Origin of the sequence: Ferruginibacter paludis, assembly GCF_030409685.1 — a bacterium.
GTDB classification, from domain to species: domain Bacteria; phylum Bacteroidota; class Bacteroidia; order Chitinophagales; family Chitinophagaceae; genus Ferruginibacter; species Ferruginibacter paludis.
Window position 1 is genome coordinate 450,914 of sequence record NZ_JAUFQJ010000024.1, and the last position, 26,236, is coordinate 477,149.

Below are 26,236 nucleotides of genomic sequence, written 5' to 3' on the forward strand. Positions count from 1 at the left end.
CCGCACTTTTTTAATTTTGACTTTTTAATTTTTTAATTCTGCACAACCTGTTTTCTTAACGATTCTACAATTCCTGCGAGGCTTTGCAAAGCGGGGTTGGTAGGCATAATACCGTTTTGCCCTGCACCTTTTACCAGGTCCGTTTCAAACGAATCAAAATCATCGTTCATTGCTTTACCATTCATACGGGAGTTTTGAGCCGGATCGTGCGCTGCTACCATGTTTTTACCACCATAGGTAAAGTTTTTGGCGCCGGTTCCTACGGCTACAAAATCGCTCAAATTTTTACTCAATGCTGCAAAGCCGGACGTATTGCCACTGGTAACCTCCATTAATAAAACATTGAAAAACTTGTTGATGTTGGTGTCAGCGGCAATCACAAAAATGGAGCTGTCTACCACAGAACGGATGGTAAGGTATCCCTGTTCAATTTTGGCAGAAGAATTTTTAGGATCAGTAACCATTGTTGTTCCACCCAATGAATCATACAGGGTTGGCTTTGTAACTACCGGTGTAGTTTTATCGTCTTTCTTACAGGACTGTATCATTACAGTCGAAATTGCTAAACCCATTGCTATGGATAAAAATGCTGCTTTTTTCATGATTGTTTTTTATTTGATTAAAAGATGCGTTTAAAAAAGGTGACGGCTTTATAGGTGGACGAGGTGGAAGCAACAGGGCATCCGTTTTTCATTTCTTCTTCGCTGGGCATATAGCGTGAAGCAGCAAGGTTGAAGTTGTTTTTAAAATCATGTTCAATTTGTGTAGCAGATGTTTTTACCGGGTAAAATGTAAAAACCAATATGCGGGTGGCGGGATTGATAAATGCATGATCAATTCCGTTTTGTACATTCATCCAGCCTGCTATCTTATCCGCCTGCTCTTTACTGATATTTTCTTTAAAGTCAATGCGGGCCATAATTTTTGTATGTTCATCAGGGGCCTTGGGTCTTGTAACGATATAAATATGCACGCCCAGCACCAATACCAACACTAAAAAAATGGAGAGGGTACCTAACAGGATTTTTTTAATCAGTGGCTTTTTCATAATGAATGTTTTACTATGTTTTATTATCAGGTTAAAGACGGTATCGATAGTAATTACGACAATTTGATGACAATGGATTTCAACGAAGAAAAAAATATTTTTGATAAGTAGGCTTTACCGAAAACCAATCAGACTAAATGATTTCGGATACGTTACGAATAGTAGTAAAGACAATAAAAAAATACAAAGGCTGGTATGTAATACTAATGATCAAAGCTTTGCGAAAAAATAATTTCTTATAATGCCGGGAATTGATGTGATTGGTAGTATATGCGATTGCACCATCGCTTTTGATAAAATAAAATCGCAGGTTAGTATGCACCGGGAGCAACTGTATACAAGGTTCTGGGTACTGGAAGAAGAAGTGATTTGGTTTATAAACTTCAAATGCTGCAGGAGTTAAAATATAGCCGAGCCGGCAGAAAGCGCCTCTTTTGTTACGGTAAATAAAGATTCACAATACGGCCCTGTTTCTGCGTGGGTGCTAAAACAGTCAGGGAATCATTCTGCAATATCAGCACTTTTCCTTCTGGCTTTAAATCCCAAAGGCTGCCGGAAAAAAAAACGTTGAGCCCATTGTGAATTCCTGATTGCGACGCACGGCTTGTTATACTGTACCTTGTCCACGTATCACCTTCTGTAATTTTGTTATACAAAGTGGTATCAGCAAATTCTGCGGAGTTTGTAAAACTCTTATATCCGGTCCAGCGGGTATGCCAAATGGAATCTGTTCCGCTAAGGGAAGGTATCATAACAAAATCAACTTTGCCGGCAATACGTTGATAGGCTTGCGGAAACAAGCTGCCTGCACAAATCAGCAGGCCCATCCTGCTCACCCTGGTGGAAAAAATGGGTTTTTGATCTGTATTACCGCATGTTGAAAATATTTGTTCATCATCTACCGGAAATACCTTTTTTACAATGGGTGGGATAATTTTTCCATTGGGGCCAAAAACAACTGCAGTATTGTAAATTTTCCCGTTGGGCGTCACCTCCAGGTGGCCGTCAACGTTAATGGAAACATCTGGCAATGCTATGGAACCTGCCGCTATCACGCAGTTGTACTCTTTGGCAAGTTGCGAAAAAGTAGTTTCATAAATTGCGCACATTTGCTTAGCCTTCATACTAAATAAGGCATATTTTCTTTTGTCTGCTGCGGGCGCATTGCAATAGTTCACAAAAAACTTGTACAGGTTTGCAATAACCAGGATTGTCATCGCAGCGTCTACTGAAGGCTGCCGGTAAATTTCGCTTTTTTCGTTGGCCGTAACCAGCCATGTACCAATATACTCCGGCAATACTACTATTGACCGCGGAGTAATTTTATGTTCCTTTTTTAAAGCCTCAAAATATTTTCGAAGGCAGCTTTTAAAGTTTGAAGCGGTTGAATAATCGTAAGTAGATAAATAAGGCTGCATGCCAATGATATTGCCTTTACCGTAGTCTGAGCCAATTTCCGTGTAAGCCAATCCATTCTTGTAAAAAGAATAAGTATCCGCAGTTGATGTCCTTTCTTTTACACGGTCCATCTCGGCCCAAATATTATAAGCGGTAAGCAATACCAAAACAAACACTCCTGAAAATACAATAAATGTTTTCATGAACAATTCGGTGGCTATTTAACCTTGTTTTAAGAAATTTCTTGCTGTGTAGGTGAGTATGGCAAAAATGGAACCGATTGTTGAAGATAAACATAAACTATTTCGGTTAGGATGTTGTTTTGAGAAGCCAATGATTACAATCAAGCGAATGAAATAGCTGTAATCTGATATTAAAGATAGAATGAAATCATTCATTTACAGTTATTTACAGTAGCAGAAAAACCTTTCAAACTGGTGGGGAAAAAATTACGCAATGCTTGAAATTTTATTTTGAAAAAAATCCGGCCATGATTGAAGCATGGCGGCATAAGGCTGCAATTACTTATTGTTTATATGCTTCTTTCAATTCCAGCATAATAGTTTCAACAAAAGCATTGTAATTTTTATTGGGATTGATATCTTTTTCAAACATCTCCAGTTTCTTTACAATAAATGGCAGGTAGGTAAACCCTCCCTTCACATTGCTCCTTATAATTTCTTCTGCGTGGCTGGTATCGCCCAATTGCCTTGCAATAATCACTTCGCCTGCTCTTACAAAATGTTCATACAAGCTCTGTACCCAGTTGGTATACGATTGTTTGCGCATCGCATCCTTTATGGGCAGGTATAAATATTCGGTTGACTTTTTCAGTTCCTCCGGCAACTGATCGATGGCGCCGTTTACAAAGGAATGCCCAAACTCGTGCACCGACAATCCCTGTATCCTGTCAGGATAATCAAAACCAAGATCCAAATGCCCGGGATCAAACGACTGAAAACTGAAAGGCGCAAAGGCATTGTAAATGCTTTGGGTGATGGCGTTCATTTTGCCATAGCCTGAGCTGGTAATTAAATTCATCACCGGCACCAGGTTATAGTCGTGAAAAGATTTGTTGTAAAAATTTTCCATGGTCGGTATAAATTTGGAAGAAGGCAGGTTCTTTTCAACATCCATTTTTGCACGCTGAAAATTGGACTTATTTTCTTCCAGCCATTTTTCAAAATGGATGGCTTTATAAAAGCTGTTGAACGAATCTAAAAAGGCTGTGGCAATGAGCCTGCCTGCTGCTGCATCACCATTACCTGAAAAAGCAAGTATGGTTTCTTTATTGGTAGTGTTGTTCAGTTTTGCATTGGGTACTTCATCCACCTGTTCCAGCAAGCCAATAAAAAAGTCGTTATAAAATTGTTTTGCCTGGTATTGCCTGTACAGCTGCATCATGGCACAACTGTCAAATGCTTTATAACGACTGTAATTTTTCCACGCCATCAAATTCCAATCCTGCCAGGTAGTTTTTTTATTGTCAATTACCACAGAATCGGTGAGCTTTTCCAGGTCAGGTCCCATGTCCAGCTGCAGTATTAAACCAAACAATTCCAGGTTGGCGTTGCTGATTACATTAATTTTTTTCGCTGCAACGGTCTTATAGTTTAACAACAGGCTTCCATCAGCATGGTCGCCTTTTATTTCAATACTGTGTGGAGCTGTTTTGTCTGCAGTCAGCTGAAGCAAAATGGTGTCATTCTGTGGCGAGAGTTGCCTGCTCCAAATTGTATTGATTCCTTCTTTTACTGCCAGTTGCAAATTACCCTGTGTCAGCTGCACGGAGTAATGAATAAAAATAATGTCGCCTGCTGCGGCATTAAACGTTACCGCGTCAGTCTTATTGAAATTGCCAAAGCTTTCATTCATTTGACCGGGTGTATTGCTGCTTCTAAAAGATCCGGCATAATGACTGCAGGAAGCAGTCAACATTAGTATAAACGAAAAGCACAGCGTAATTTTTTTCATCCAACAAGGTTTAAACATTTAAAAAGTCTGCGTTGCAATATTATATTGAATAATACAGGCCGGCTTGTATAAAATTGCTTTTTTATCAGATGGTTCGGTTTATTAAAAATGCTGTTTATTCAGGTTGAACAAACCGGCTGGGGCTAATGCCAAAATACTTTTTAAAACTGTTTGTAAAATGGCTGGGATCGTAAAAGCCTTGTGAATAGGCTATATCAGTAAGTGGTATATTTTGCAGCAATAATTTTTTTGACTGGCCAAGCCTGTACAGCATAATATAGGTTTGAGGTGTAACGCCTTTTGCTTTTTTAAATTCCCGGATAAAATGAAATTTGCTCATGCAAAATTTCTTTGCCAGCCAGTCTGTATCAATGGGCTTGTTGGGATAAGCATCAATGATTTCGTCTATCCGGTAAAAAACGGATGCCCAGGAGTTTTGGGGATGCGGATCTGTTGCATGACCCGCCAGCATTTTAAAAGAAGTCTCCCATTTTTGAGCAGCTGTATTTTCTGTATTAAACAAATGCAGTAAGTTATTAAAAAGCGGTACGTCGTAAATCACCCTTTCTAAAGCCATTACCGGTTTGTTATTGGAAAAATGTTGTAATACTTCCGGGTTAACATAGATGGTTTTGTAACTGTAGCCTGCAGGACTTAAAGAGAAATTACGATGCACTTCATTTACCTGCGTAATGCTGATGTTTCCGGCAGGGGCAATAAATTCCTGTTCGGTATTTTTCAATATTTCTGTTCCGTTTGTAATGAGCGATACACAAAAAAAGTCGTGAAAATGAAAAGGGAAATAGTCGTTTTCACTTTCAGAAGAAAATAATTCCGTGTTATCAAAACATCCAACTCTTTTATATTGAAATGATGGCATGCCGAAATTTTAAATCAGTATGAATAAATCTATGCCCTGTATTTGAAGATACAAACTATTTAAAGCACGATGCAACATGAAGCTGAGTTTTTATCTAAAATCAAAAAGGCTGAAAACATTTAAACAAAGAAGCTTGCATCTGAAAATAATCTGGATTAACTTTCAATAGCAATTTTCAAAACGGCTTGTATCATCCAAAAAAATCAGCTTCATGCAACAGCAAACAACCCCCATCAACCGCAGAAATTTTTTACGCAATGCTTCACTGTTTGCCGCCGGTACCGCCGGTTTCAGCATGCTTCCTTTTGAAAATTTCAGTAATCCCATGGAAGGAGAAAATCCCAATATCATTGGTCCGTTGCAGGGCTATTCGCCGCAGATAGGTATACTGGTTTCTATGATGACCTGGATAAGAGAATCCGTCGTTCGTGCGGCAAAAGACCTGAAGACAGAAGAACTTGATTTTTTAATGGACCCCAAAGCCAATACGATTGGTGCGATGCTGATGCACCTTGCAGCTACCGATACCGTATACCAGGACCTGACATTTTATAACCTGAAAGATTTCAGCGAAAGCAATCAAAAAAGGTTCGGCGTAGCCATGGAATTGGGAGATGAAGGTCGTAAACAAATAAAAGGCAACAACCTGGATTATTATTTAAGCACATTGCAGGAAGTAAGAGAAAAAACACTGGCTGAATTTAAAAAACGGGATGATAAGTGGTTTGCCCAGGTTGATCCTTCTTTTTTTGGTGGCAAACCAACCAATAATTTCTGTAAATGGTTTCATGTTTGTGAACACGAAGCCAATCACCGCGGGCAGATAACACTGGTTAGAAAAAGGTTGCCGGGTGCGCCGGCCAGTAAAGAATAGCTTGGCGTGAATGGTGAATAGTGAATGGTGAATTATCGACTATTGCATTTCAGGAATCGAGCCTTCACTTTACACTTACATCACACCCGCATATCAGTATTAATATTTTCTACCTCAATAAAACTATTTATGGATACCCCTTCTTCTTCAGAAAAAATAATACTGCAAAACAATCAACAGTTGGCACAATGGCAAAACCGGTTGCTGCCCTGGATGATTGCTATGCCTACCCTTTTGATTGGTGCCTTTATAATACTTGGCACATTAAAACTGAACAACTTCGAAAAGTTTGCCTACCGGGGTGATGAAGAAAAAACCACATTGACCATTCCTTCGCCTTACGACAACAGTACCGATTCTGCCTTAAAAAAAAGTGCGGATTATTTAAAATGGTATTCGTTGGTTAAGATGGAAGAATACAGCATCAACCGCCGTTATAACCAGGGTGGCGTATTGCTGATGTCACGCATCTACATTAAATACCTGGGCTTTTTTACTGGTATGATCCTGGCCATTGTGGGCGCCGTTTTCATCATCTCCAAATTAAAGGAAGATGTAACAGAAATTGAAGGTAGTGTGGAGGAAAAAACAAAATTCAGGATGGTCTCGTCATCACCGGGTATTATTTTCGGCGTACTTGGTACCGCACTGATGCTGACGACAATTTTAACACACTCTGAAATCAGTGTAAAAGATATGCCCCTGTACCTGAATACTTACAATATTGCTGAAACACAAAAAACTTTTAAAGCACCGGAAAAAGAAACCAAAAAAAGTAAGATCAATTCGAAAGCGGTGGATGATTTAATGATGGATACAGACAGCACAGGTAAATAATCATATTCTTCGTTTTTAAACTCAGTACAATGCGTTTATTTATTTTATTCATTGTTTGCATGGCGGCGTTGCCGCCTGCAGCACAAGCCCAGAAAAAAGTAGACCGCCAGTATTTTATAAACCTGCTGAATGCGGGCCAGTATGATAAAGTATTTGACTCCTGCACCAGGTTGCGAAAAGAAGTGTATGGCAAAAATGCGGTGGTGGATTATTTTATTGCCAAGAGTCTTTGCCTGGACGGATACAAAGACAAATCGGCTTATTGCTTTAACTGCATCATTAAAAACTTTAAATTATCCGGCGCAAAAAAAAGTTTTATACAGGAAGAAATAAATACCTGTACAGCACCTGCGGCAGAAGAAGCTGCTACAGTTGCAGCCACACCGGATTTTAGTTACATCAACAACGTATCTCTGCCAGAAGCCAGTGTTGGTGGAAAGATGGGTAAAGTGTATGACTGTTTTACACAAAACCAAACCATGAACTTAAGCAATATGGTGTCAACAACTGAACTTGAATCGCGGCTGTTTGCAATTAATAAAAAAACAGCAGCCATAAAAAAAATAAAAAGCATTACAGATGAGCGCTATAAAATTGATACCGGTGGCAGGTATGTCTTTGTAACGCTGAAAAAGTACCCGCTGGATAGCGTTAGCTACGCGGCCAGTCAGCTGGAAAAAGCCTATCGCTTTTTTGTAAGCTACTATGGGCTGCGGGCGCCTGATCAGCTGCTAACGGTATATATGCTGCGTGATCAAAATGCATTACGGCAAACCGCCAAACTGGTACACGGCATCATATTACCTGATCCCAATATTGGTTATTCCAACCTGTCTGACCTGAGCCTGCTTGGCATCGGCGATGCCAAGCATCTCGGCACAATGTACCATGAGTTATTTCATTTGGTAGTACGCACCGACCTGGGTGATATTCCCGCATTCCTGGATGAAGGGATAGCTAGTTTGTACTCCGTAAGCAAATGGAAGAACGATACCCTGTTGGGCGACTACCGGCCATGGCGGCTGGAAGAATTACAGGAAGCAAAACATGCTACTGATAAACAACTGCAAATTCCGCCAATGGATAAACTGATCAATTACAGCTGGGATGAATTTGATGGCGTGGAAACAAAAAATGTTTGCCAGGTGGCCGTCAACTACGCACTCTCCAATTTTATTATGATTTACCTGCAGGAAAAAAAGATGTTGCAGCAAATGGTAACCGCTTTTAAAAACAGGCCGTTTGTACCAGATGACCCTGCGAATGTAAAAACTAACCTGCAGATTTTTGAGTCCATAGTGAAAGATTCCATCGAAAATTTCACTGCCCATTTTGACGACTGGTTTTCGAAATTGTACAATTTCAGCCTGTATAAGAAAAGCGCAGCTTCGGTCATTAACCCGGTAAGCATGGAGCAGCAAATCGACAACGCCTGGGCCTTATTTTATGAAACACAGGAGAAGGCATCCCGGTATATTGCAGCAGATAGTTTTAAGAGATTAGAAACAGAGCTGAGGACAATAGAACAGGACTATCGTGCAGTTGGTGCACAAAGCAGCGCAATGAATGCAATGGCCAATACAGCAGCAAATAATCCGCCTACGAATGTGCAGTCGAATGTAGTACAGCAAAGCGTGCCTGTTGATGACAGAACAGTGAAAAGAAATGCCATACAACAAAGGCTGGAAGCCTATGACAAGAAATTACGAAAATTGCTTTTTGACCATATGCCTAAGACGGCAAATTGACTGGGGCAAAGCTCAATGCTTTAATTTGTACAGGTTTTTTATTTAGCCGGCAATTAATAATACCTTCATGAAAATTCAGTACATGCGATTCCTGTTTTTTATTGGCTGTTGTTTAGCAATACAATTTGCAGCCGCACAAACCGATTCTCTGGCATTACAGTTTCCAACAGATTCCGGTTATCTTACCTCATTTGACAGCACTAAAATTTATTATGAAGTGCGGGGCAATGGTAAGCCTGTTTTGTTATTGCACGGTTTTATTGTAAATGGCACTTCCTGGAAAAGGGCTGCACTGTATACCGGTTTGCTGAAAGCAGGCTACAAGGTAATTGTACCCGATATGCGTGGAAATGGTAAATCAGGTAAGCCGCACGATTCTACTGCGTATGATAATGACGCCGAAGCGAAAGACATAATGCAACTGATGAGCTTGCTGAAGATTAATAAATATGGCGTGGTAGGTTACTCAAGAGGTTCAATTATAACTGCCCGACTGCTGGTGCTGGGGAAGAACGTACAGGCGGCTGTAATGGGTGGGATGGGAACCGACTTCACCAATCCGCTATGGCCAAGACGAATTATGTTTTACCGGGCGTTAATGGGGGATTCCATCCCGGAATTAAAAGCAATGGTAGGCTATGTACAACAGCAAAAACTGGATCAGCTGGCGTTAGCGTATCTGCAACGTTCACAACCATCTACACCTAAAGAGGTATTGCATAAAGTAAAACAACCCGTACTGGTGATCAGCGGCAGCGAAGATGCAGACAATGGTTCAGCTGGCGAACTGGCAAAACTGCTGCCCAACAGCACACTGGCAACCGTACCGGGTGATCATAACCATGCGTCGGCCACCAGTGAATTTTCGAAAGCAGTGATACAATTTTTACAACAACACCATTATTAGCAGAGCATTTTATTTAAATCGGGATTTAGATAAAATGTCTCAATTGATCTTCCTGTATTGTGTTCCGATATAATCTACAAAATCCGGCTCCAGTCCGTGCTGGCGGATGATGGTTTGAATTTGTGCCCGGTGATGAATAGAATGGTAATTCAATTGCAATGCAATATCCAGTGGCGTTGCAGCCCAGCGGCCGCCATCAAAGCCAACAAACTCAACTTCGGTTCCCAGCTCTGCCTCTGTTTTTACGGAAACGTAATCCACCCAAAGCTGCAGACTCTTGCTCCATTGTTCTTTAAGCTCAGCCAGGTTATACACCGGATCCCACCAGGACAAACCGGGTGCCTTCGCATCCTGTATTATCCTGGCCATCCATTTATATTGTGAATTGATAAGGTGACTGAAGAGTTTTATGCTTTCGTCTTTATCGGTCAGCTCCATTATTTTCGCAAGCATTTTTTTGTTGGTTACATCATTGTATCTAAACGTTTCCAGTAAATAGTCTTTCATATGCATAAACAACGATCAAATTAAAGTGAGTGAATTTTTCATCAGCCAGTACCTGGCGGTATTGCTATTTTTACAAGTAAAATTAAAAATAAAATGGCGGAACCGTTCCGTTTATTATAGCCAGGTATATGCAAAAAAGAAGCAGACTTTCGTCTGCTCTTTTCTTTTGTATAACCAAAACCAATTGCGCTTTTATTGAAGGAAAAAGCCAACCTGTAATGAAAAAATTTATTGCCCCCGTCCAAATTCAGGAGCCGGCTTGTCGTACCATACCCGCTCATTCGACAAGGTTAATACATCAATTACATTGGGTGTAAATCCTTGTGCTGTATAGGCGGCGCTCCAGTTAACACGATTCACTTCTCCCGGATCATTGATCCAGAAACGGCGGGGGATTTTTTCTCCAAATGGCTCCCTTGGATAATACGCAGAACCTGTTTTTGGATAGCCTGTTCTGCGGTCAAAAACATAGGCTTCATTTGGCTGACGAATCAGGTTAAGATGCTGTTGTATGTAGATCCGCTCCAGGTCATTTGTTCCGTTTAAAACAATATTGGAGTTGTTTTGATAGGCAGCGATTTCTGTAGCGCCACTACCGGAGTAAGCCGTTGTTGATCCTGCCGTGATGGCAATCGCATTCATAGTTTTGATGGATGCTTCAATGCCTTTATTATACCAGGCCGCAGCATCGCCGGGAATATAGCCTTTCTTGATAAACTCTGCTATCATCAGGCAAGACTCTCCTGCACTGGCAAGCAGTTCGGTAAAGGTGCCGGAAGTACTTCCATCCCAGCGGGGTGCATAAAAGCGGCGGTTAATGGTGGAGATCAGGAAATATTTATTCAGACCACCTGCATCAAAACCGTTGCTGCCGAAATATGCTTTCTGCGGTGTATTGATTGTCCAGTCAATCGGGCCACCCTGGAACTGGATTAGCGGATCATTGATGTTGATAAAAGAAGGGAGTGTTTTACCATACTTGGTCAATGTATCTTTAAAAGAACCCACCAGGCTGTTGGGATTAAAATACACCCCTATTCTTGGGTCATTTACCTTCTTCATAAAATCAACAATGGCAATACCGCCATACTTGATATCGCGGTAATTGATGGCGCCGCCGGCTGCATCATAATTAACGTTTACATAAGTAAGGTTATCATCCACGCTTTGTATCGGGCCAATCGCATTGGCCATTACTTCAGCTGCAATGGCGGCTGTTTTCGTTTTATCCTGGTTCTCGTAACGGGCTGCAATGCGCAGCTTTAATGTATTGGCCAGTTTTATCCATTTGTTCCAGTCGCCTTTATAATATACATCCGACGTACCGAAAGTTTTTGTTGTTGCCGTGCTGGGCGCAGACAATGTTGTAATTGCTGTGTTTAGCTGACTTAAAAAAGTTGCAAACAAGGTTTCCTGTGTATCAAATACAGGATTAAACACGCCTTCGTAGCGGCCTTTGATTGCTTCAGAATACGGAATAGAACCATTTAAATCTGTCACTTTTATGCCCTGCATTACCTGCAGAATATAAGTTGTAGCGCCCATTTTTGCATAGTCTGCCGAATCTGCTTTTAAACTGATCTGCCTTCTTATTTCAAATAAATTAGGCAATACCTGTGAGTAAAAAACATTGTACCTGCTGTTGGCATTGGAAGTTATTTCGTACGGGCTGGAAGTAAAATGCTGCGTAAAACGGAACAGCTGTTCAAAGCTTTCCCAAACCCATTCTGTACCATTCACCGCCAGCTGATCTTCAGCATAAGTAAAAAGAAATTTAGGATCGGGCGTTGTTACATTTGACGGGTTGGTATTAATCGTTCCAAAATCTTTTGTACAACCGGCACACAGCAGCAATACGCCCACCGTTGCCGCCAAAAGGTTGAATCTTAATTTATAATTTTTCATATAATTATTTTAAATTTTTCCTTTTAATTAAAAGTTGGCCCTTAGTGAGAAAACAAGGTTTCTTGTCATAGGAAGAAATCCATTTTCGCCGGAGTAGGCCGTATTGTTTGAGTTATTGGAAGCCGGGTTAAAGTTATACGGCAGTGTGTTGTACAGGTACAACAAATCTCTGCCGGCAAGGCTCATGCTCATGCCTTTTAACCTTAATTTTTTAAACACTTTTTCTGTAAAAGCATAACTCAAAGCAACCTGGCGAAGCGATATCCAGGAACTTTTAACTACCCAGTAATCAGACACACCGGTAGAAGCAGAACCATACCTGTAGCCGAACTGGGGCAAATGGGTAGGCTCTACAAAACCTTTGTTGTAAGCTTCTTCAAAGGTCATTCCACCTACATCCACACTGCTGCCGTCGGCCTGTGTAATGGTTTGTCCTTTATCAAACACACCTTTAACAATAATGCCATCGTCGTAAGTAATGCCATCATATTTGCTGGTCCAGGTAATGCCGCCGTGAGCAGCATCTCTCCCAAACAAGGTATTCGGAAAAACGCCGGTATGCGTACCAAACCTGTAACTGGCCAGTACAAAGTCGCCGCCTATTTTTGCATCCAGCAATACATTTAAAGTAAAGTTTTTATAACGGAAGGTATTGTCCCAACCGGTACGGAATTTAGCATTGATATCACCCACATCCTGCCAGTAGTTACTTCTCTGTGGAAAGGCTGCACGTGCATCACCTCTCCATCTTAAAATAGGCTGACCGGGTACAGAAGATGGAATAGAATTAATCTGTGATCTCAATGTGCCGTATGATTTTCCTACCACTGCCCAGGTACTTATTTCTGCAATGTCTGCACCAAGATTGTATTCACTTCTTCCAGGATACAGAGACACAATCAGGTTGCGGTTTCTTGAATAATTCAACGTAGTAGTCCAGGAGAAATTTTTAGTACTTACAGGCGTTGCATCAATTGCAATTTCAATACCCTTGTTTTGAATATTACCAGCATTGATCAGGATAGAACTTACTCCAGTTTCAACCGGGGCAGTTATATCCAGGATTTGATTTTTGGTGTTATCCTGGTAAAAACTAACATCCAGACCGATACGACTTTTCAGGAAGCGAAGATCCACACCAATCTCTTTAGAGATCTTTCTAACAGGAAGTATATTTGGCTGTAATACCCTGCTGGATGAGTAAGTAGAAGTAGGCACAGTTACACCGTTGGAATTGCTGAAGCCATTTAGAGCGAAGCCGCCATTCAGTGAAAAAGGATCGGTATCACCACCCAATGCCGCTACGTTGGCTCTTAATTTACCAAAAGAAAACCAGTCTGGTAATTTAAAAGTTTCTGTAAATATCCATGAAGCACTTACGGCCGGGTATTTATAAAAATTGTTTCCTGTACCATCTGAATAGGTTAACGCAGAAGACCAGTCGCCCCTGAATGTTCCCTGTAAAAAGAGCTGATTTTTATAAGCGATATCAGCACTTGCATATACAGAATTTAATTTTCTCCTGTTAAGAATACCGCCGTTAACAGTAGGCGGGTTTACAGAATTCGTGATAAAGAAATTGCCGGGATAATTTAAACCGCCGCTTGTTGTTGCAGTGGAATACGTTGTTTTATAATCCTGCGATTCGGCACCGATATAACCTGAGATAGAGAGGTCTTTATTGATCTCTTTATTCATCATCAGCATCGCTTTTAAAAATTTGGATTCCTTGGTATTAAAGCCCTGCGAATAAGAACCGCCTGCAAAATTGGGCAATTCTCCCAGTTCTTTATTTTCTGATTTGCGGTAGATATTATTGATATTTCCTTCCAGTACCAGTTTAGCCCAGCTGGTTACATCCGCTGTTAAAGCGATCCGGCTGCGCAACATTTGTTCGTTCTGAAAATAATTATCGTTGTATAAATTAAACCAGAATCTTGATTCAGGTGCTTTATTAGGTTCGGCATTGTTCGTAGGGTCGGGAGTGCCACCCAGTATGCTGGTATATTTATCAGGCTGCATCCAGTATTTGGTATCGTAGTTTCTTGGAAGCACCCAGGTATACATGTGGCCTATATTGTAAGAACCGAAGGCGTCAAGACCGCCTAAGCGGGGTGGGTTTTTTCCGGCAAAATCGGTATAGGCTGTGCTGATATCAATGTTTAACCGGTTGGTAATTTTATGCGTTACCCTTAAATCAAACGAGTTCTTTTTTAAAGTGTTATTCAGGTAAATACCGCGGGCATCATTGTAATTATAAGAAAACCGAAAGGTAGAACGATCGGTTGCAGCATCCAGTGCTACGTTGGTATTGGTACCACCACCGTTCTGATATGCATCCAGATAGTTATTGGGATGTGGCAGGTATTTGGTCATGGTGCCATCATAGTTTCTTACGTCCTGGCCCAGCATTCTCGGACCCCAGTTTTCGCCTTCTCTTTGAATCTGGCGATCGATATAAGGTTGATTGGTAGCTGGATCGATCGGAAATACCTTGGTAGTCCAGTTTTGATCAGCGGTATAATTAGGATCCCTGTTATCTGTAAAAAAAGCGCCTACACTACCGCCGCCAAATTCATTCTGGAAATCCGGCCCTTTGTATGGCTGAGAGAGGTTGAGGGTCTGATTAACACTTACACCAATCCCCTTCCGTTGACTACCTTTTTTTGTAGTGATCAGTACCACGCCATTGATGGCTCTTGTTCCATACAAAGCTGCAGCAGCAGAACCTTTCAATACCGATACGGTTTCAAAATCTTCCATGTTCAGGTTCTTCAGATCGTTACCAAAGTCACGGCCTTCACCAGCGAAAATATCATTGTCCATGATAACGCCATCTATAACAAATATGGGTTGGTTATTTTTTCCCAGGGTTGAGTTACCGCGGATGATGATTTTTGTATTTCCAAACAAGCCACCTGCACCCTGGTCGATCTGCACACCGGCCACGCGGCCCTGCAATGCGTTGATGGGATTGACTTCATTTGTTTTGGCAAGTTCAGATCCTTTGATGTTGGTTACAGAGTAACCCAGTTCCCGTTTTTGTTTGGTTATACCGAGGGCGGTAACGACCACTTCGTTGAGGTCGCCGGTTGCAATGTCAAGCGTTACGTTCAGCTGGCTGGCATTTTGCGTATTCAGTTCTTTGGTGGTAAAGCCCTGAGAACTGATTACCAGTGTTGCATTTGGTTTGTCTACGCTGATGGAATAATGTCCGTTTTCATCGGTTACTACCGACTGGCGGGTGCCTTTTACATTTACCGTTGCAGCTGGAACGGCGGCCCCCTTGCTGTCTTTAACATCACCTGTTACTGTTCGTTTTACCTGGGCAAACAAAGTAAGGTTGCCAAAAGCAAGAGTAAACAAAAAGAGTAACAACCATTTTTGATTTTTCGTCATAGCAATTGTTTTAGTTTTAAAAGAAATTCAAGCTTAAAGAGAACAGTTAGTTACAGGGCAGAGGGATAACAATTAGTTACATCTATACAAAGGAAAAGCTAATATGGTTCGTCACAAATGGAGTAAATCGTCTTTTTAATGGACTATTTTACGATAACTGAAGCTAATAAATTACGCAAAGGTTTGCGTAAAAAAACGTCCGCTGCAGCACAACATATTATTGCAGGAAAAGTGATTGATGTAATCCTGTCAAAGAGGATGAAAAGTTACTGGCAATAAGATAAACAGAAGATGGTGGAAATATATTTTACATGGCCGAAAAGCGGTAGATGGTTGTTGTGTTATACACTTCTCCGGGAGATAGTATAGCATTTGGAAAATTAGAATGATTGGGAGCATCCGGAAAGTTTTGCGTTTCCAGTGCGACAGCACCATGTTGCCTGTAAGGCACACCCTGGACGCCTGTGATGGAACCATCCCACCAGTTAGCTGTGTAAACCTGTATGCCCGGCTGATTGGTTAACACCTGTAACAACCTGCCCGAAACAGGCTCCTGTAATTCCGCAACTAATGAAATTGCCCCTGTTGAATTCTGCAACACAAAGTTGTGATCATAGCCTTTGTCGGTAATCAATTCATTTATATTTTGTCCGATTCTTTTGTACCCGCGAAAATCAAGTGGCGTATTTTCAACTGGTGCTATTTCTCCGGAAGGGACATTGTGCTCATTCTTTTTTGTATAATTCCCCGCATTAATTTTAAGGAGGTGTTCATCAATAGTGTCATCGCTAAAGCCTGATAAATTAAAGTAAGAATGATTGGTTAAATTAATAATGGTCGGCTGATCGCAGGTTGCTTCGTATTGCAAAATCAATTCGTTGTTGGCATTAAGCAAGTAGGTTACTGTAACCTCCATGGTGCCTGGATAGCCTTCTTCCATGTCCGCACTTGTATAGGTAAATGCAACACCAGCCGCATCTTCACTACTGATAATCTGTTTGACAGACCATACTTTTTTATTAAAACCAACTATGCCGCCGTGCAAATGATTGGAGCCATTGTTTACAGGCAATTGGTATTGCTTACCATTCAGTGTAAACTTCCCCAATGCTATCCTATTGGCGAACCGGCCGACAACACAACCAAAATAAGGATGTGGATTAAGGTAATCTGCCGGCCTGGCAAACCCGCTTACCATATTTTTTTTATGCCCATTTTTGTCCGGCGCAAGAATGCTCATAATCGTACAACCGTAATTTGTAAAACTTACTTCCAGCGAATCATTGCTTACCACAAATGAAAATACTTCCTGTCCGTTGATGAGGTTTTCAGCTGGTGTATTGGTGATAATTGGTTTAGCCATTGTTCGGTTATGTTCAGTGAAAATTCATTGTTGTTTCCAGCTCTTCCAGTGTTTGTCCCTTGGTTTCTTTTACTTTAAACAGCACAAATAAAAATCCCAGTAAACAAACAGCTGCATAAAAATAGAATGTGGCATCTTTAAATTTTTCAAATAAAACCGGGAAAGAAAATACGAGTATAAAATAAGCTGCCCACAAACACATTACTGCTACTGAAGTTGCTTTGCCCCTCACTTTGTTGGGAAATATTTCGGAGATCAATACCCAGGTAACAGGTGCCAGTGACATGGCATACACGCCAATAGCAGCGAGCAAATAATAAGACACAACAGGAGATGCAGCTGCCAGTAATTGTACAATAATTAAATAGAGCACCGCCAGCCCGCCAAAGCCAATCAGCATCAATGGCTTTCGTCCTATTTTATCAACCAGTAACATGGCGGCAATGGTAAAACATAAATTTACACTTCCTATAAAAACAGTCTGCAATAACTGGTCATCCTGCGAAGCGCCGATACTTTCAAAAATTTTGGGTGCATAATTAAACACGGTATTAATACCCGACAGTTGCTGAAAAACGGCCAGCCCGATGCCAATCAATATGGCGGGAAATATTGCTTTTGAAAACAGCTCACTGTAGGATGTTTTTTGTGTTGTATCATGCAATGTGTTTTCTATTTCAATCATAGATTGGTTGGCAAATGCTGCTCCGCCAAACCTGTTCAATATGGTAAGCGCCGCTTCTTTTTTACCCACTTTGATCAACCACCGCGGACTTTCAGGTAGACCCAGGCTTCCCAAAAAAAACAGGGCAGATGGGATAACGCCCAGTCCAAACATCCATCTCCACGCATCATCGCCGTGGCTTGCAAAAGAATAATTGACGAGGTTGGTAATTAAAATTCCTATTACAATCGTCAGCTGGTTCAATGCTACCATGCGGCCTCTTAAATGGGCCGGCGCCACTTCTGAAATATACATAGGTGATAACATAGAAGCCATGCCCACACCAATACCGGCAGCAAACCTGGAGGCTATAAAAATATTGCGTGATGCAGCAAAGGCCATTGCCAGAGAGGATACGGCAAAGATAGCAGCGGCTACCAGCAATCCTTTTCTTCGACCTTTTTTCTCTGCAACTTCAGCGGCAATTAAACAACCAACAATAGCACCTAAGGCAAGGCTGCCCGTTGCGAAACCTTCCCAGTAAGCATCCAGGTTAAACTGCTTTTGGAGAAAAGGCAGGGCGCCTGAAATTACGGCAAAATCAAACCCAAAAAGGTAACCACCCAGGGCCGAAATAAAGGATATCCGAAGAATGTAAGTGTTGTTAAATTTAACCGGCAAGTTTTGCATCGTATAGTTTTGAGATCATTTTTTTGTGAATCAATGCGCCCTGGTGACTTTTGTTAAGTGCCAGTACTTCATTAAAATAGTTAGCAGCCGTTTCAGCACTTTCTTTTCCCGAACCCAGGCTGCCCAAACCCGCCAGGTAAAGACAATGTATTTTATTCAGCAGGTTTAAATCCGCATCAAAAACCAGCAAGTCTGGCAGTGACACAGCAAAATAATCAATACTGATTTCATCCTGCATATGTAGTTTTCCAAAGTTGATCAGCCGGTTAAATATTTCATTTGCCTTATCATATTCACCGAGTTTAATCCAGGCCAGCCCCTGGTAAAAAATTTTATCCGGCTGCGGATCATTGTAAAAGATAGCCTGCACCGGTTCACTGATACCCCGGGTTGCCTTCTTAAAAAAGTGAAGGGCCAGCTCCTTTTTATCCAGGCAATCATACACCACTCCTTTCCAGTAATCAATATCATTTTCCTGTGTGCCAGGCAATTTTCCTTCCCCTAAATTGATTGGATACTGTTCAAGCGAACTCAACAATTCCAATGCATCATTATACCTACTTGCGGCGATAGCCATTTTAGTGAGCTCCAGGTAACAACACAAATATTGGCTGATGACTTTCCCTTCACCGCCTTCCCAGGGATGAAATTTAAAATGGCCGATTAGCTCTTTCGCTTTTTCATGCTGACCAAGTTGATTACAAATGGTAATTCGCTCCAGGTAAAGATCTTCCCTGCTGCAAACCAGCGGCAAATATTTTTCAAGCAAAGTCAATCTTTCTTCTAAAGGTTTATTCAATGCCTTGTACAACTGATCCAGTTCCATCAGCACACGGGCATCGCTTTCATCCAGGCTAAAAGCCAGTTCCATAGCGGCCAGCGCCTTGTCTTTATCGCTTTCCTTATTAAAATAAGCGAGTGCAAGATTGCGGTGTACCGTAGGGAAAGTGTTTTGGATAAGCGCAGATTTTTCCCAGCAAGCAATGGCATCCCCGTACTGGCGTTTATCGTACCAGTAATTGCCCAGGTAATACAACGCATTGGCATCTGCTGGATTGATTGCGACTGCAGCTTGCAAAACAGTTACATCTTCTACGCGGTTTGGAAATACAAACGCAGGGTTTGATTCAGCAGCCTTTTTTAAATAATCATGTGCCTTGTTTTGGTTGCCCGACTGCAATGCCAACCAGCCCAGGTAATAGTAAACCAGTGTGTATTGATTGTGTGCGGAATTACAATACAGCAACAGCAATTCAGTCGCTTCATCAAACAATCCTGCATGCGCATAATCAAAAGCATACTCGATATAGTTATGCACCCAGCCATGGGTCTGTTCGTGTATTAATGCCTTCGTCCTCTCCGCTTCAGTTTCATTATTGTTATTTTTTTGTAACAACATTTTTTCAAACAGGCAACCGATATTAAACGGATCTATCATCAGCGACTCATCAATCAATTTTAGTGCTTCTTCATTACGGTTGAGTTTTCTTAAAATAAAAACAACTGCATGCCGTACCGAATGGCTGTGGTAATTTTTTACAAGTGATTGCCTGATATAACCAAGCGCATCTGCATACTTATGCTGAATAACAGCTATGCGGGCAAGATTAAAATAGCCTGCATGCTGCCAGGCATCATTCCACACGCTTTTATAAAATGCATCAAATGCATCTGCCCAATTTTGCTGCATCTGCAAACAGCAGCCCAAATTATAATACACTTCCCCATCGTAAGGATTGGGATTTCTTTCTGTCAATGTTGCCACCGCAGCCCTGAAATAGCTTTCGGCGGTTTTGCTTTTCCCCCTTCTTAAATACCAAAGGCCCATGGCGTTGTTACACCTGGCATCCCTTGCATCCCTGCGCAAGGCTTCGGTATAATAATCTCTTGCATCAAATGTGGCGTGCCGGTATTGTTCAATGTGCAGACCTGTTAAAAAAAGTTGCTCATTGTTATCAATTTCGGCTGGTTTTTTTGCAGCCATTGCGGAGGCAGGAATATCCTGCGCAGTAGCTTTGTCTTTTTGATAACTGATCAGTTCTTCGCCTGAACTGCTGTCCGTTACAATTACTTTGATGTCTTCTGACGCACCCTTAAAATAAAGTTGTGTAGTATATATTTGTTCGGGAGAACAGGCGATGGTTTCAGAGAAAAAAGTATCCTCATCATTTTGCAATTCTACTGTAAGCTGTGGAAAGAGGCTGGTTACATACAACTTTATTTCGACTTGTTGCCCATTGAATGAGAGATTGACAGCAGCATTTTTGCTGGCATTTTTTACCTCCGCCACTTCGCTGTAAGGCATAAAGTATTGGGTAAATTCTTTTTCTTCATAGGGCTGCAGCCATGAAAAATCAGGCTGGTTATCTGTAAATACGCCTGTCATTAATTCAATATAAGGACCGTCTTCATCTGTTAAATTTCTATCCCAGGCAATACCAAAATCACTGTTGCCCCATGTCCATTGCTTTTTGCCTGGCACTAAATGATGATCAGCCACATGGAGTAATCCACCCTTTGTGTCATGCTCATACCCGCCCATAAAATTATATTTGGAACTTACCGCCATAAAGGAAGTCGGCACTGGAATATTTTTATACCGCGAAATATCTGTACCCGGCGAATAATCTATTTTGTAGTATGTGCCTGTTGCAATGGGAAAGGTTGAAACATCTCTTTTACCATGATCATACACTGCGTAAACATCGGGCGGAAAAATAGACTGGTAATGCTCATTTACTTTTACTGCCGGGTTGGCCCACCATAAAAAGGTTTGCGGAAAAGGCGTTCTGTTATACAGTTTTCCGTGAATCTCAATGTATGCCCTATCGGGGTACAAAGTAATGGCTGCCATTCCTTTGGTACGAAACATTCTCTCCACTTCATTTATCCAAACCGTCTTGCTGCCGTCAGCATTGGTGGTAATGGTACAATCAACCGGTTCAAATGTAGATGGCCGGTGATGTTGCGGCCAGTTGAATTCAATACCGCCGGATATCCACGGACCAAGCAGCCCCACCAGCGCCGGTTTAATTACCTGGTTGTAATAAATAAAATGGCGCTGTTTGATTTTATCATATGCCATTTGTATCCTGCCACCCAGTTCGGGAAGTATCATTATTTTGATATACTTATTTTCAATAAATACCGCGTTGTATGTTGCATCAATTTTTTGATCGGATATTTTTTCGATGATGGGATGGGGATATACTACACCGCTGCTGCCTTGGTAAACACGCTTCTCTAAAAACATTGGATTTTTTTCAGGTGCCCCAACCGGGTAGGTCGGGATGACCACTTTTTCTTGCCAGGCTTGTACGTCAGCATGCATATAGAAGTACATTTAAAATTCGTGAACAAAGGAAACTCTATTTATTTCTTATAAGAATGGAGTAAATTTTCATTTTAATGGATTATTTTACGATATGCTTGCCGTAACAATTGAAAAACATAAAAAGAAGGAAGGGTTCCAGGGACAAAAGACGGTGCTTATTCCGAAGAAAATAGTGTCCGCTATCAACAAAAAAAATAAGTTGAACCAGCCCCTGTTTATTACAGACATTGGATATTATCCAAAAGCAAAATACCATTACAGGGAAAGGCCTGCAGGTGCCGAGCAGTTCATTTTTATTTATTGCCTGGAAGGAAAGGGAACAGCTATCATTGGTCAAAAAAAGTATACCATCAACGCAGGCAATTTTATTATTATTCCCGCCGGCATCTATCATCGCTATGCCTCTGATGATACCAATCCATGGACAATTTATTGGGTACATTTTAAAGGGGATATGGCAGAAGCGATAGCAGAATTTGCCAACAAGCATTCCGGCGGATACAAGGGTTTTATAAAATACAATGAAAACTGTATCGCTATTTTTAACGAAATTTATAGCCAGTTGGAAAGAGGTTTTAGAAAAGCCAACCTCGTATACGCCAACATGTGTTTTTGGTATTTTCTTTCCACTTTTATATTCAATGAAAAGCTAAAACCGCCCGGCACTGCCACAGAAAAAGATCCCGTGGACGTTGCCATTGAATTTATGAACAAGCATGTTGCTACCAGCCTGAAATTGCAGGATCTGGCACAACATGTAAATGTGTCGGCCTCTCATTTTTCTTTTCTTTTCAAAGAAAAAACCGGTTATTCCCCGATAGAATATTTCAATCATTTAAAAATTCAGAAAGCCTGTCAATTTTTGTTGTTTACCAATCTCAGAATAAAAGAAATTGCGATTGAACTGGGCATTGCCGATCATTACTATTTTTCCAGGCTGTTTCATAAAGTGATGGGGACTTCTCCCAATAGTTATAGGAAGAAGGGTACATAAACTATTTGCGGTCGGTACCGAAGGTCAGACCGCAAATAGTTTAGAAAGTAAAGCATCGTTTGTAATCTATCCCAATATCAAAATAATTAAAGATTGCATTGGTTGAATTCATTTATCGTTTTATCGACCTTGCGGTCTGACCTTTGGTACCGACCGCAAGGTCGATAAAACAACTACTATGTTTTTACTTTTTCCAAAACTGCCGCATATCCAGCGTGTAGGGATATTCTTTATTGATCACCAGTGGTGGTGGATCGTAGAAAAAAGGTTTGCGGTTTTGCGCAATGTAGTGCGCTGCAATGTCCGGGCTTGCCGCCGGCCTTAATACTTCCTGTGTATGGCTGGTGGTGCCAAAACGGTTCCAGCGGCGGCTTTCGGCCTCGTAGCTATTGATGGGGAAGCTGTCGTAACTTCTGCCACCGGGGTGAGATACATAGTAGGTGCAACCGCCAATAGAGCGGCTGTTCCAGGTATCTACAATATCAAAAGTAAGCGGAGCGTCAATCCCTATCGTTGGATGTAATGCCGATGGTGGTTGCCATGCACGGTAGCGGATACCGCAAATAAATTCGCCTTTTACGGCAGTTGGTTTTAGCGGAACCCTTGTTCCGTTGCACAACAAAATATAACGGCTTCCATTTAAGCCAGTGAGCTTTACCTGTACTTTTTCCAAGGAAGAATCTACAAATCTTGCTGTGCCACCACTGCTCATTTCTTCGCCGAGTACATGCCAGGGTTCAATGCCCATGCGGATTTCCATTTCAATATTCTGCACCTGCACGGTACCATAATGCGGAAAACGGAATTCAAAGAAAGGTTCAAACCAACTGATGTCGAACGGATATCCGGCGCTATTCAGATCGCTTACCACTTCCTTCATGTCTTCCTTTACATAATGGCTCAGCATAAATTTATCATGCAGTTCGGTGCCCCATCTTACCAGGTCGTGCTTGTAAGGCTTTTGCCAGAACCAGGCAATAAGCGAACGAATGAGCAGCATTTGTACAAGGCTCATTTCTTTATGCGGCGGCATATCAAATGCCCTGAATTCTAAAATGCCCAGGCGGCCGGAGGAGGAATCGGGCGAATATAATTTATCAATACAAAATTCAGAACGGTGGGTGTTGCCGGTAATGTCTGTTAATAAATGACGGAAAATCCGATCCACAATCCAGAAGGGCACATTGCCATTTTCAGGTACTTGTGTAAAAGCAATTTCCATCTCATACAATTTCTCATCACGACCTTCGTCAATGCGTGGCGCCTGGCTGGTGGGCCCGATAAACGCACTTGAAAATAAATAAGACAAGCCGGGGTGATGCTGCCAGTAAGTGATCAAACTCCGCAACAGGTCTGGCCTGCGCAACATCGGACTATCAGATGGTGTAGCGCCGCCAATGGTGATGTGATTGCCACCGCCGGTGCCAGTATGCCTGCCGTCCAGCATAAATTTTTCTGTGCCGAGGCGGGATAAAAAAGCCTGGTCGTACAAGGTATCAATAATGCCGGTCAGCTCTTTCCAGTTTTTTGAGGGATGAATATTGACTTCAATTACGCCAGGGTCAGGCGATACCACCAGTCGTTCCATGCGGTAATCTCTTGGTGGTTCGTATCCTTCAATGCGTACCGGGATTTGTAACTTTCCTGCCGTGGCTTCTACAGAAGCTACAAAGTCAAGATAGTGTTCCAGGTAGTCCATTGGCGGCACAAAAATATACAGAAAGCCATCCCTTGGTTCAATACAAACCGCCGTTTTAATTACCTCAGCTTTAAACAATCTCGGCACTTCGGCCTCCGGTATTTTTGCTTTTACTTTCTTCACCGGCTTTAAAGGATTGGCTGATTCGGCTTCTCCAACTACTGCTGTTTTGGTTTCCTGCTGCGGATGTACCGTAATGGTGTCATATCTTTTTTGTATGCCTGCGTCAAAGTTCAGCAAGGCGGGCAGTTGGTCAAATAAACTTCTTTCTACTTTTTGTGGTTCATCTTCTTTTGCCACATCGGGTAATGAATCCAGCGGCAAACGCAAGCCCATGGGCGAGTTGCCGGGAATCAAAAACAACTGGTCTCTTTTCAACACCCACGGACTGCTTTTCCATTGGTCGTTGCTGTAATTCCATCGCAATGGTATCACATAACCGGCCGGTGTATCCAAACCCTTGTCCAGCATTTGCACCAGGGTTTTTCTTTCCAGCTCATCCTTTAAATTTGTTTTTGAGAGATCGATATTCAGGGGCGATTTTCCTTCGCTCCATAAAAAATAAAAAATATCCTCATACGCCACGCTGATGTTGATAGTGCTGATGGCCAGATGTTTTGCCAGCTCTTTTGTAAACAACCAGGCATCTTCATGATTGTATTCTTTTTCAATTTTTTCATGTGCAACCAGCCTGGGATTTTTCCAAACAGGTATATTGTCTTTACGCCAGAACAAGCCGTATTGCCACCGGGGCAATGGTTCGCCGGGGTACCATTTTCCCTGGCCGTAATGGATCATACCACCGGGACCAAATTTTTCCCGCAACCTGAAAATTAATTCGTGTGACAACAGGCGTTTTTGCTTTCCATCTGCCGTCGTATTCCATTCATCGGCTTCCATATCATCGATGGAAACAAAAGTGGGCTCACCACCAATCGTCATGCGCACATCCCCTTTTTCAAGGTCTTCATCCACTTTATATCCAGTCGCTGTAATAGCAGCCCACTGCGCTTCGGTATAGGGTTTCGTAACCCTCGGGTCTTCATGAATACGGGTAACCTGGTTGGAAAAAGTAAAGACAGTTTCACATTTATCTGTAGCACCAACAACCGGCGCAGCACTTTCAAAATCGGGCGTACAGGCCAATGGAATATGACCTTCGCCTGCAAACAAACCGGAGGTAGGATCCAGCCCTATCCATCCGGCACCTGGAATATACACTTCCGTCCAGGCATGCAGATCGGTAAAATCATTTTCCGGTCCCGAAGGTCCATCCAGTGATTTTATATCAGCAGTTAACTGCACCAGGTAACCGGAAACAAAACGTGCGGCCAAACCCAGGTGACGTAAAATCTGCACCAGCAACCAGGCCGAATCGCGGCAGGAACCCAATGCCTTACCCAACGTTTCTTCACAGGTTTGTACACCTACTTCCATTCGGATGGAGTAATTGATGTCCCTGTTTAATTTCTGGTTGATGTACACCAAAAAGTCGTTGATTGTTTTTTTGCTCCGGTCAATGCTGGCAATCCACTGCCTCAGTAAGGGACCATATTCCTTAAATTCAAAGTAAGGCACCAGCTCTTTGCGCAACTGGTTATCGTAGGCAAAGGGATAATTTTCTGCATAAGTTTCTACAAAAAAATCAAAGGGGTTGATCACTACCATGTTGGCAATCAGCTCTACTTCAACGCTTAATTCGGATGTCTTTTCAGGAAAAACTACTCTTGCCTGGTAGTTACCAAACGGGTCCTGCTGCCAGTTGATGAAATGCGCTTCCGGCTTTATTTTAAAAGAATAAGATTCTATAGATGTACGGGAATGCGCAGCTGGTCGCAGCCGGAAAATGTGCGGCGACAGGCTAATCAAACGGTCGTAAGTATAAGTTGTTTTGTGATTGATTGCAACACGAATAGCCATAAATTGGATTTTACAGTTTTGATAAACACTGGCATGCAATCTTTATAAAAATAACTGGTTTTTTTAAAGGAAAAAAAATTATTGTAGGGCAACAG

At 41.8% G+C, this 26,236-nt stretch carries 18 protein-coding genes; 6 read left to right on the forward strand and 12 right to left on the reverse strand.

Annotated elements, in window-relative coordinates; translation table 11 throughout:
* Nucleotides 1–32: 32 nt before the first annotated feature.
* Both QWZ08_RS26335 and QWZ08_RS26340 read right to left on the reverse strand, forming a co-directional pair.
* The gene (locus QWZ08_RS26335; protein ID WP_290340706.1) at nucleotides 33–602 is read right to left on the reverse strand and encodes a globin family protein; all 570 of its coding nucleotides are present in this window, start codon (nucleotides 600–602) and stop codon (nucleotides 33–35) included.
* Nucleotides 603–619: 17 nt separating this feature from the next.
* Nucleotides 620–1,048 carry a hypothetical protein gene (locus QWZ08_RS26340; protein WP_290340707.1) on the reverse strand — a complete coding sequence of 143 codons (429 nt, stop codon included), beginning with the start codon at nucleotides 1,046–1,048 and terminating at the stop codon, nucleotides 620–622.
* 241 nt (nucleotides 1,049–1,289) lie between these two features.
* Here QWZ08_RS26340 and QWZ08_RS26345 point away from each other — a divergent pair, with 241 nt between their 5' ends.
* Nucleotides 1,290–1,451 (forward strand): hypothetical protein, encoded by a 162-nt coding sequence (locus QWZ08_RS26345; RefSeq protein ID WP_290340708.1) that lies wholly within the window; start codon nucleotides 1,290–1,292, stop codon nucleotides 1,449–1,451.
* A gap of 34 nt (nucleotides 1,452–1,485) precedes the next feature.
* On the opposite strand, the gene QWZ08_RS26350 is transcribed toward QWZ08_RS26345, so the two are convergent.
* The 3 genes from QWZ08_RS26350 to QWZ08_RS26360 all read right to left on the reverse strand — a co-directional run bounded on the left by QWZ08_RS26350 (nucleotide 1,486) and on the right by QWZ08_RS26360 (nucleotide 5,300).
* A complete protein-coding gene (locus QWZ08_RS26350; protein ID WP_290340710.1) occupies nucleotides 1,486–2,649 on the reverse strand; it encodes a nitrilase-related carbon-nitrogen hydrolase in 1,164 nt (387 codons plus the stop codon).
* A 322-nt stretch (nucleotides 2,650–2,971) separates the two neighbouring features.
* The gene (locus QWZ08_RS26355; RefSeq protein ID WP_290340711.1) at nucleotides 2,972–4,420 is read right to left on the reverse strand and encodes a DUF4932 domain-containing protein; all 1,449 of its coding nucleotides are present in this window, start codon (nucleotides 4,418–4,420) and stop codon (nucleotides 2,972–2,974) included.
* Nucleotides 4,421–4,535: 115 nt separating this feature from the next.
* The gene (locus QWZ08_RS26360; protein ID WP_290340712.1) at nucleotides 4,536–5,300 is read right to left on the reverse strand and encodes an AraC family transcriptional regulator; all 765 of its coding nucleotides are present in this window, start codon (nucleotides 5,298–5,300) and stop codon (nucleotides 4,536–4,538) included.
* 211 nt (nucleotides 5,301–5,511) lie between these two features.
* Between QWZ08_RS26360 and QWZ08_RS26365 the strand changes: the two genes are divergently transcribed.
* The 4 genes from QWZ08_RS26365 to QWZ08_RS26380 all read left to right on the forward strand — a co-directional run bounded on the left by QWZ08_RS26365 (nucleotide 5,512) and on the right by QWZ08_RS26380 (nucleotide 9,666).
* Nucleotides 5,512–6,174 (forward strand): DinB family protein, encoded by a 663-nt coding sequence (locus tag QWZ08_RS26365; protein ID WP_290340713.1) that lies wholly within the window; start codon nucleotides 5,512–5,514, stop codon nucleotides 6,172–6,174.
* A gap of 129 nt (nucleotides 6,175–6,303) precedes the next feature.
* Nucleotides 6,304–7,011: a hypothetical protein gene (locus tag QWZ08_RS26370; protein ID WP_290340714.1), complete on the forward strand. Its 708-nt coding sequence runs from the start codon at nucleotides 6,304–6,306 to the stop codon at nucleotides 7,009–7,011.
* Between the two features lie 29 nt (nucleotides 7,012–7,040).
* Nucleotides 7,041–8,759, forward strand: a complete 1,719-nt coding sequence (locus QWZ08_RS26375) for a hypothetical protein (protein ID WP_290340715.1) — start codon at nucleotides 7,041–7,043, stop codon at nucleotides 8,757–8,759.
* Between the two features lie 67 nt (nucleotides 8,760–8,826).
* A complete protein-coding gene (locus QWZ08_RS26380; protein ID WP_290340716.1) occupies nucleotides 8,827–9,666 on the forward strand; it encodes an alpha/beta fold hydrolase in 840 nt (279 codons plus the stop codon).
* Nucleotides 9,667–9,705: 39 nt separating this feature from the next.
* Here the strand turns inward: QWZ08_RS26380 and QWZ08_RS26385 are convergent, their stop codons facing one another.
* From QWZ08_RS26385 to QWZ08_RS26410, 6 genes are all read right to left on the reverse strand, one after another.
* Nucleotides 9,706–10,179: a DinB family protein gene (locus QWZ08_RS26385; RefSeq protein ID WP_290340717.1), complete on the reverse strand. Its 474-nt coding sequence runs from the start codon at nucleotides 10,177–10,179 to the stop codon at nucleotides 9,706–9,708.
* Between the two features lie 222 nt (nucleotides 10,180–10,401).
* Nucleotides 10,402–12,078: a SusD/RagB family nutrient-binding outer membrane lipoprotein gene (locus QWZ08_RS26390; RefSeq protein WP_290340718.1), complete on the reverse strand. Its 1,677-nt coding sequence runs from the start codon at nucleotides 12,076–12,078 to the stop codon at nucleotides 10,402–10,404.
* Between the two features lie 27 nt (nucleotides 12,079–12,105).
* Nucleotides 12,106–15,477 (reverse strand): SusC/RagA family TonB-linked outer membrane protein, encoded by a 3,372-nt coding sequence (locus tag QWZ08_RS26395; RefSeq protein WP_290340719.1) that lies wholly within the window; start codon nucleotides 15,475–15,477, stop codon nucleotides 12,106–12,108.
* Between the two features lie 307 nt (nucleotides 15,478–15,784).
* Nucleotides 15,785–16,840, reverse strand: a complete 1,056-nt coding sequence (locus QWZ08_RS26400; RefSeq protein ID WP_290340720.1) for an aldose epimerase family protein — start codon at nucleotides 16,838–16,840, stop codon at nucleotides 15,785–15,787.
* Nucleotides 16,841–16,853: 13 nt separating this feature from the next.
* A complete protein-coding gene (locus QWZ08_RS26405) occupies nucleotides 16,854–18,194 on the reverse strand; it encodes a sugar porter family MFS transporter (RefSeq protein ID WP_290340721.1) in 1,341 nt (446 codons plus the stop codon).
* On the reverse strand, nucleotides 18,175–21,525 hold the full coding sequence (locus tag QWZ08_RS26410; protein ID WP_290340722.1) for a DUF5107 domain-containing protein: 3,351 nt from the start codon (nucleotides 21,523–21,525) through the stop codon (nucleotides 18,175–18,177). Before QWZ08_RS26410 ends, QWZ08_RS26405 begins: the two co-directional genes overlap by 20 nt.
* 94 nt (nucleotides 21,526–21,619) lie before the next feature.
* Here QWZ08_RS26410 and QWZ08_RS26415 point away from each other — a divergent pair, with 94 nt between their 5' ends.
* Nucleotides 21,620–22,522, forward strand: coding sequence for an AraC family transcriptional regulator (locus QWZ08_RS26415; RefSeq protein WP_290340723.1), 903 nt, complete (start codon nucleotides 21,620–21,622; stop codon nucleotides 22,520–22,522).
* 184 nt (nucleotides 22,523–22,706) lie between these two features.
* Here QWZ08_RS26415 and QWZ08_RS26420 read toward each other — a convergent pair whose 3' ends face one another.
* Nucleotides 22,707–26,141, reverse strand: coding sequence for a transglutaminase family protein (locus tag QWZ08_RS26420; RefSeq protein ID WP_290340724.1), 3,435 nt, complete (start codon nucleotides 26,139–26,141; stop codon nucleotides 22,707–22,709).
* Nucleotides 26,142–26,236: the final 95 nt, after the last annotated feature.

Excerpts from the sequence above, each read along its gene's own strand:
- QWZ08_RS26390 (WP_290340718.1), bottom strand. The coding sequence starts at position 12,078 with ATGAAAAATTATAAATTAAGATTCAACCTTTTGGCGGCAACGGTGGGC.
- QWZ08_RS26335 (WP_290340706.1), bottom strand. The coding sequence starts at position 602 with ATGAAAAAAGCAGCATTTTTATCCATAGCAATGGGTTTAGCAATTTCG.
- QWZ08_RS26395 (WP_290340719.1), bottom strand. The coding sequence starts at position 15,477 with ATGACGAAAAATCAAAAATGGTTGTTACTCTTTTTGTTTACTCTTGCT.
- QWZ08_RS26400 (WP_290340720.1), bottom strand. The coding sequence starts at position 16,840 with ATGGCTAAACCAATTATCACCAATACACCAGCTGAAAACCTCATCAAC.
- QWZ08_RS26410 (WP_290340722.1), bottom strand. The coding sequence starts at position 21,525 with ATGCATGCTGACGTACAAGCCTGGCAAGAAAAAGTGGTCATCCCGACC.
- QWZ08_RS26345 (WP_290340708.1), top strand. The coding sequence starts at position 1,290 with ATGCCGGGAATTGATGTGATTGGTAGTATATGCGATTGCACCATCGCT.
- QWZ08_RS26405 (WP_290340721.1), bottom strand. The coding sequence starts at position 18,194 with ATGCAAAACTTGCCGGTTAAATTTAACAACACTTACATTCTTCGGATA.
- QWZ08_RS26350 (WP_290340710.1), bottom strand. The coding sequence starts at position 2,649 with ATGAAAACATTTATTGTATTTTCAGGAGTGTTTGTTTTGGTATTGCTT.
- QWZ08_RS26365 (WP_290340713.1), top strand. The coding sequence starts at position 5,512 with ATGCAACAGCAAACAACCCCCATCAACCGCAGAAATTTTTTACGCAAT.
- QWZ08_RS26370 (WP_290340714.1), top strand. The coding sequence starts at position 6,304 with ATGGATACCCCTTCTTCTTCAGAAAAAATAATACTGCAAAACAATCAA.
- QWZ08_RS26415 (WP_290340723.1), top strand. The coding sequence starts at position 21,620 with ATGCTTGCCGTAACAATTGAAAAACATAAAAAGAAGGAAGGGTTCCAG.
- QWZ08_RS26385 (WP_290340717.1), bottom strand. The coding sequence starts at position 10,179 with ATGCATATGAAAGACTATTTACTGGAAACGTTTAGATACAATGATGTA.
- QWZ08_RS26375 (WP_290340715.1), top strand. The coding sequence starts at position 7,041 with ATGCGTTTATTTATTTTATTCATTGTTTGCATGGCGGCGTTGCCGCCT.
- QWZ08_RS26420 (WP_290340724.1), bottom strand. The coding sequence starts at position 26,141 with ATGGCTATTCGTGTTGCAATCAATCACAAAACAACTTATACTTACGAC.
- QWZ08_RS26360 (WP_290340712.1), bottom strand. The coding sequence starts at position 5,300 with ATGCCATCATTTCAATATAAAAGAGTTGGATGTTTTGATAACACGGAA.
- QWZ08_RS26355 (WP_290340711.1), bottom strand. The coding sequence starts at position 4,420 with ATGAAAAAAATTACGCTGTGCTTTTCGTTTATACTAATGTTGACTGCT.
- QWZ08_RS26340 (WP_290340707.1), bottom strand. The coding sequence starts at position 1,048 with ATGAAAAAGCCACTGATTAAAAAAATCCTGTTAGGTACCCTCTCCATT.
- QWZ08_RS26380 (WP_290340716.1), top strand. The coding sequence starts at position 8,827 with ATGAAAATTCAGTACATGCGATTCCTGTTTTTTATTGGCTGTTGTTTA.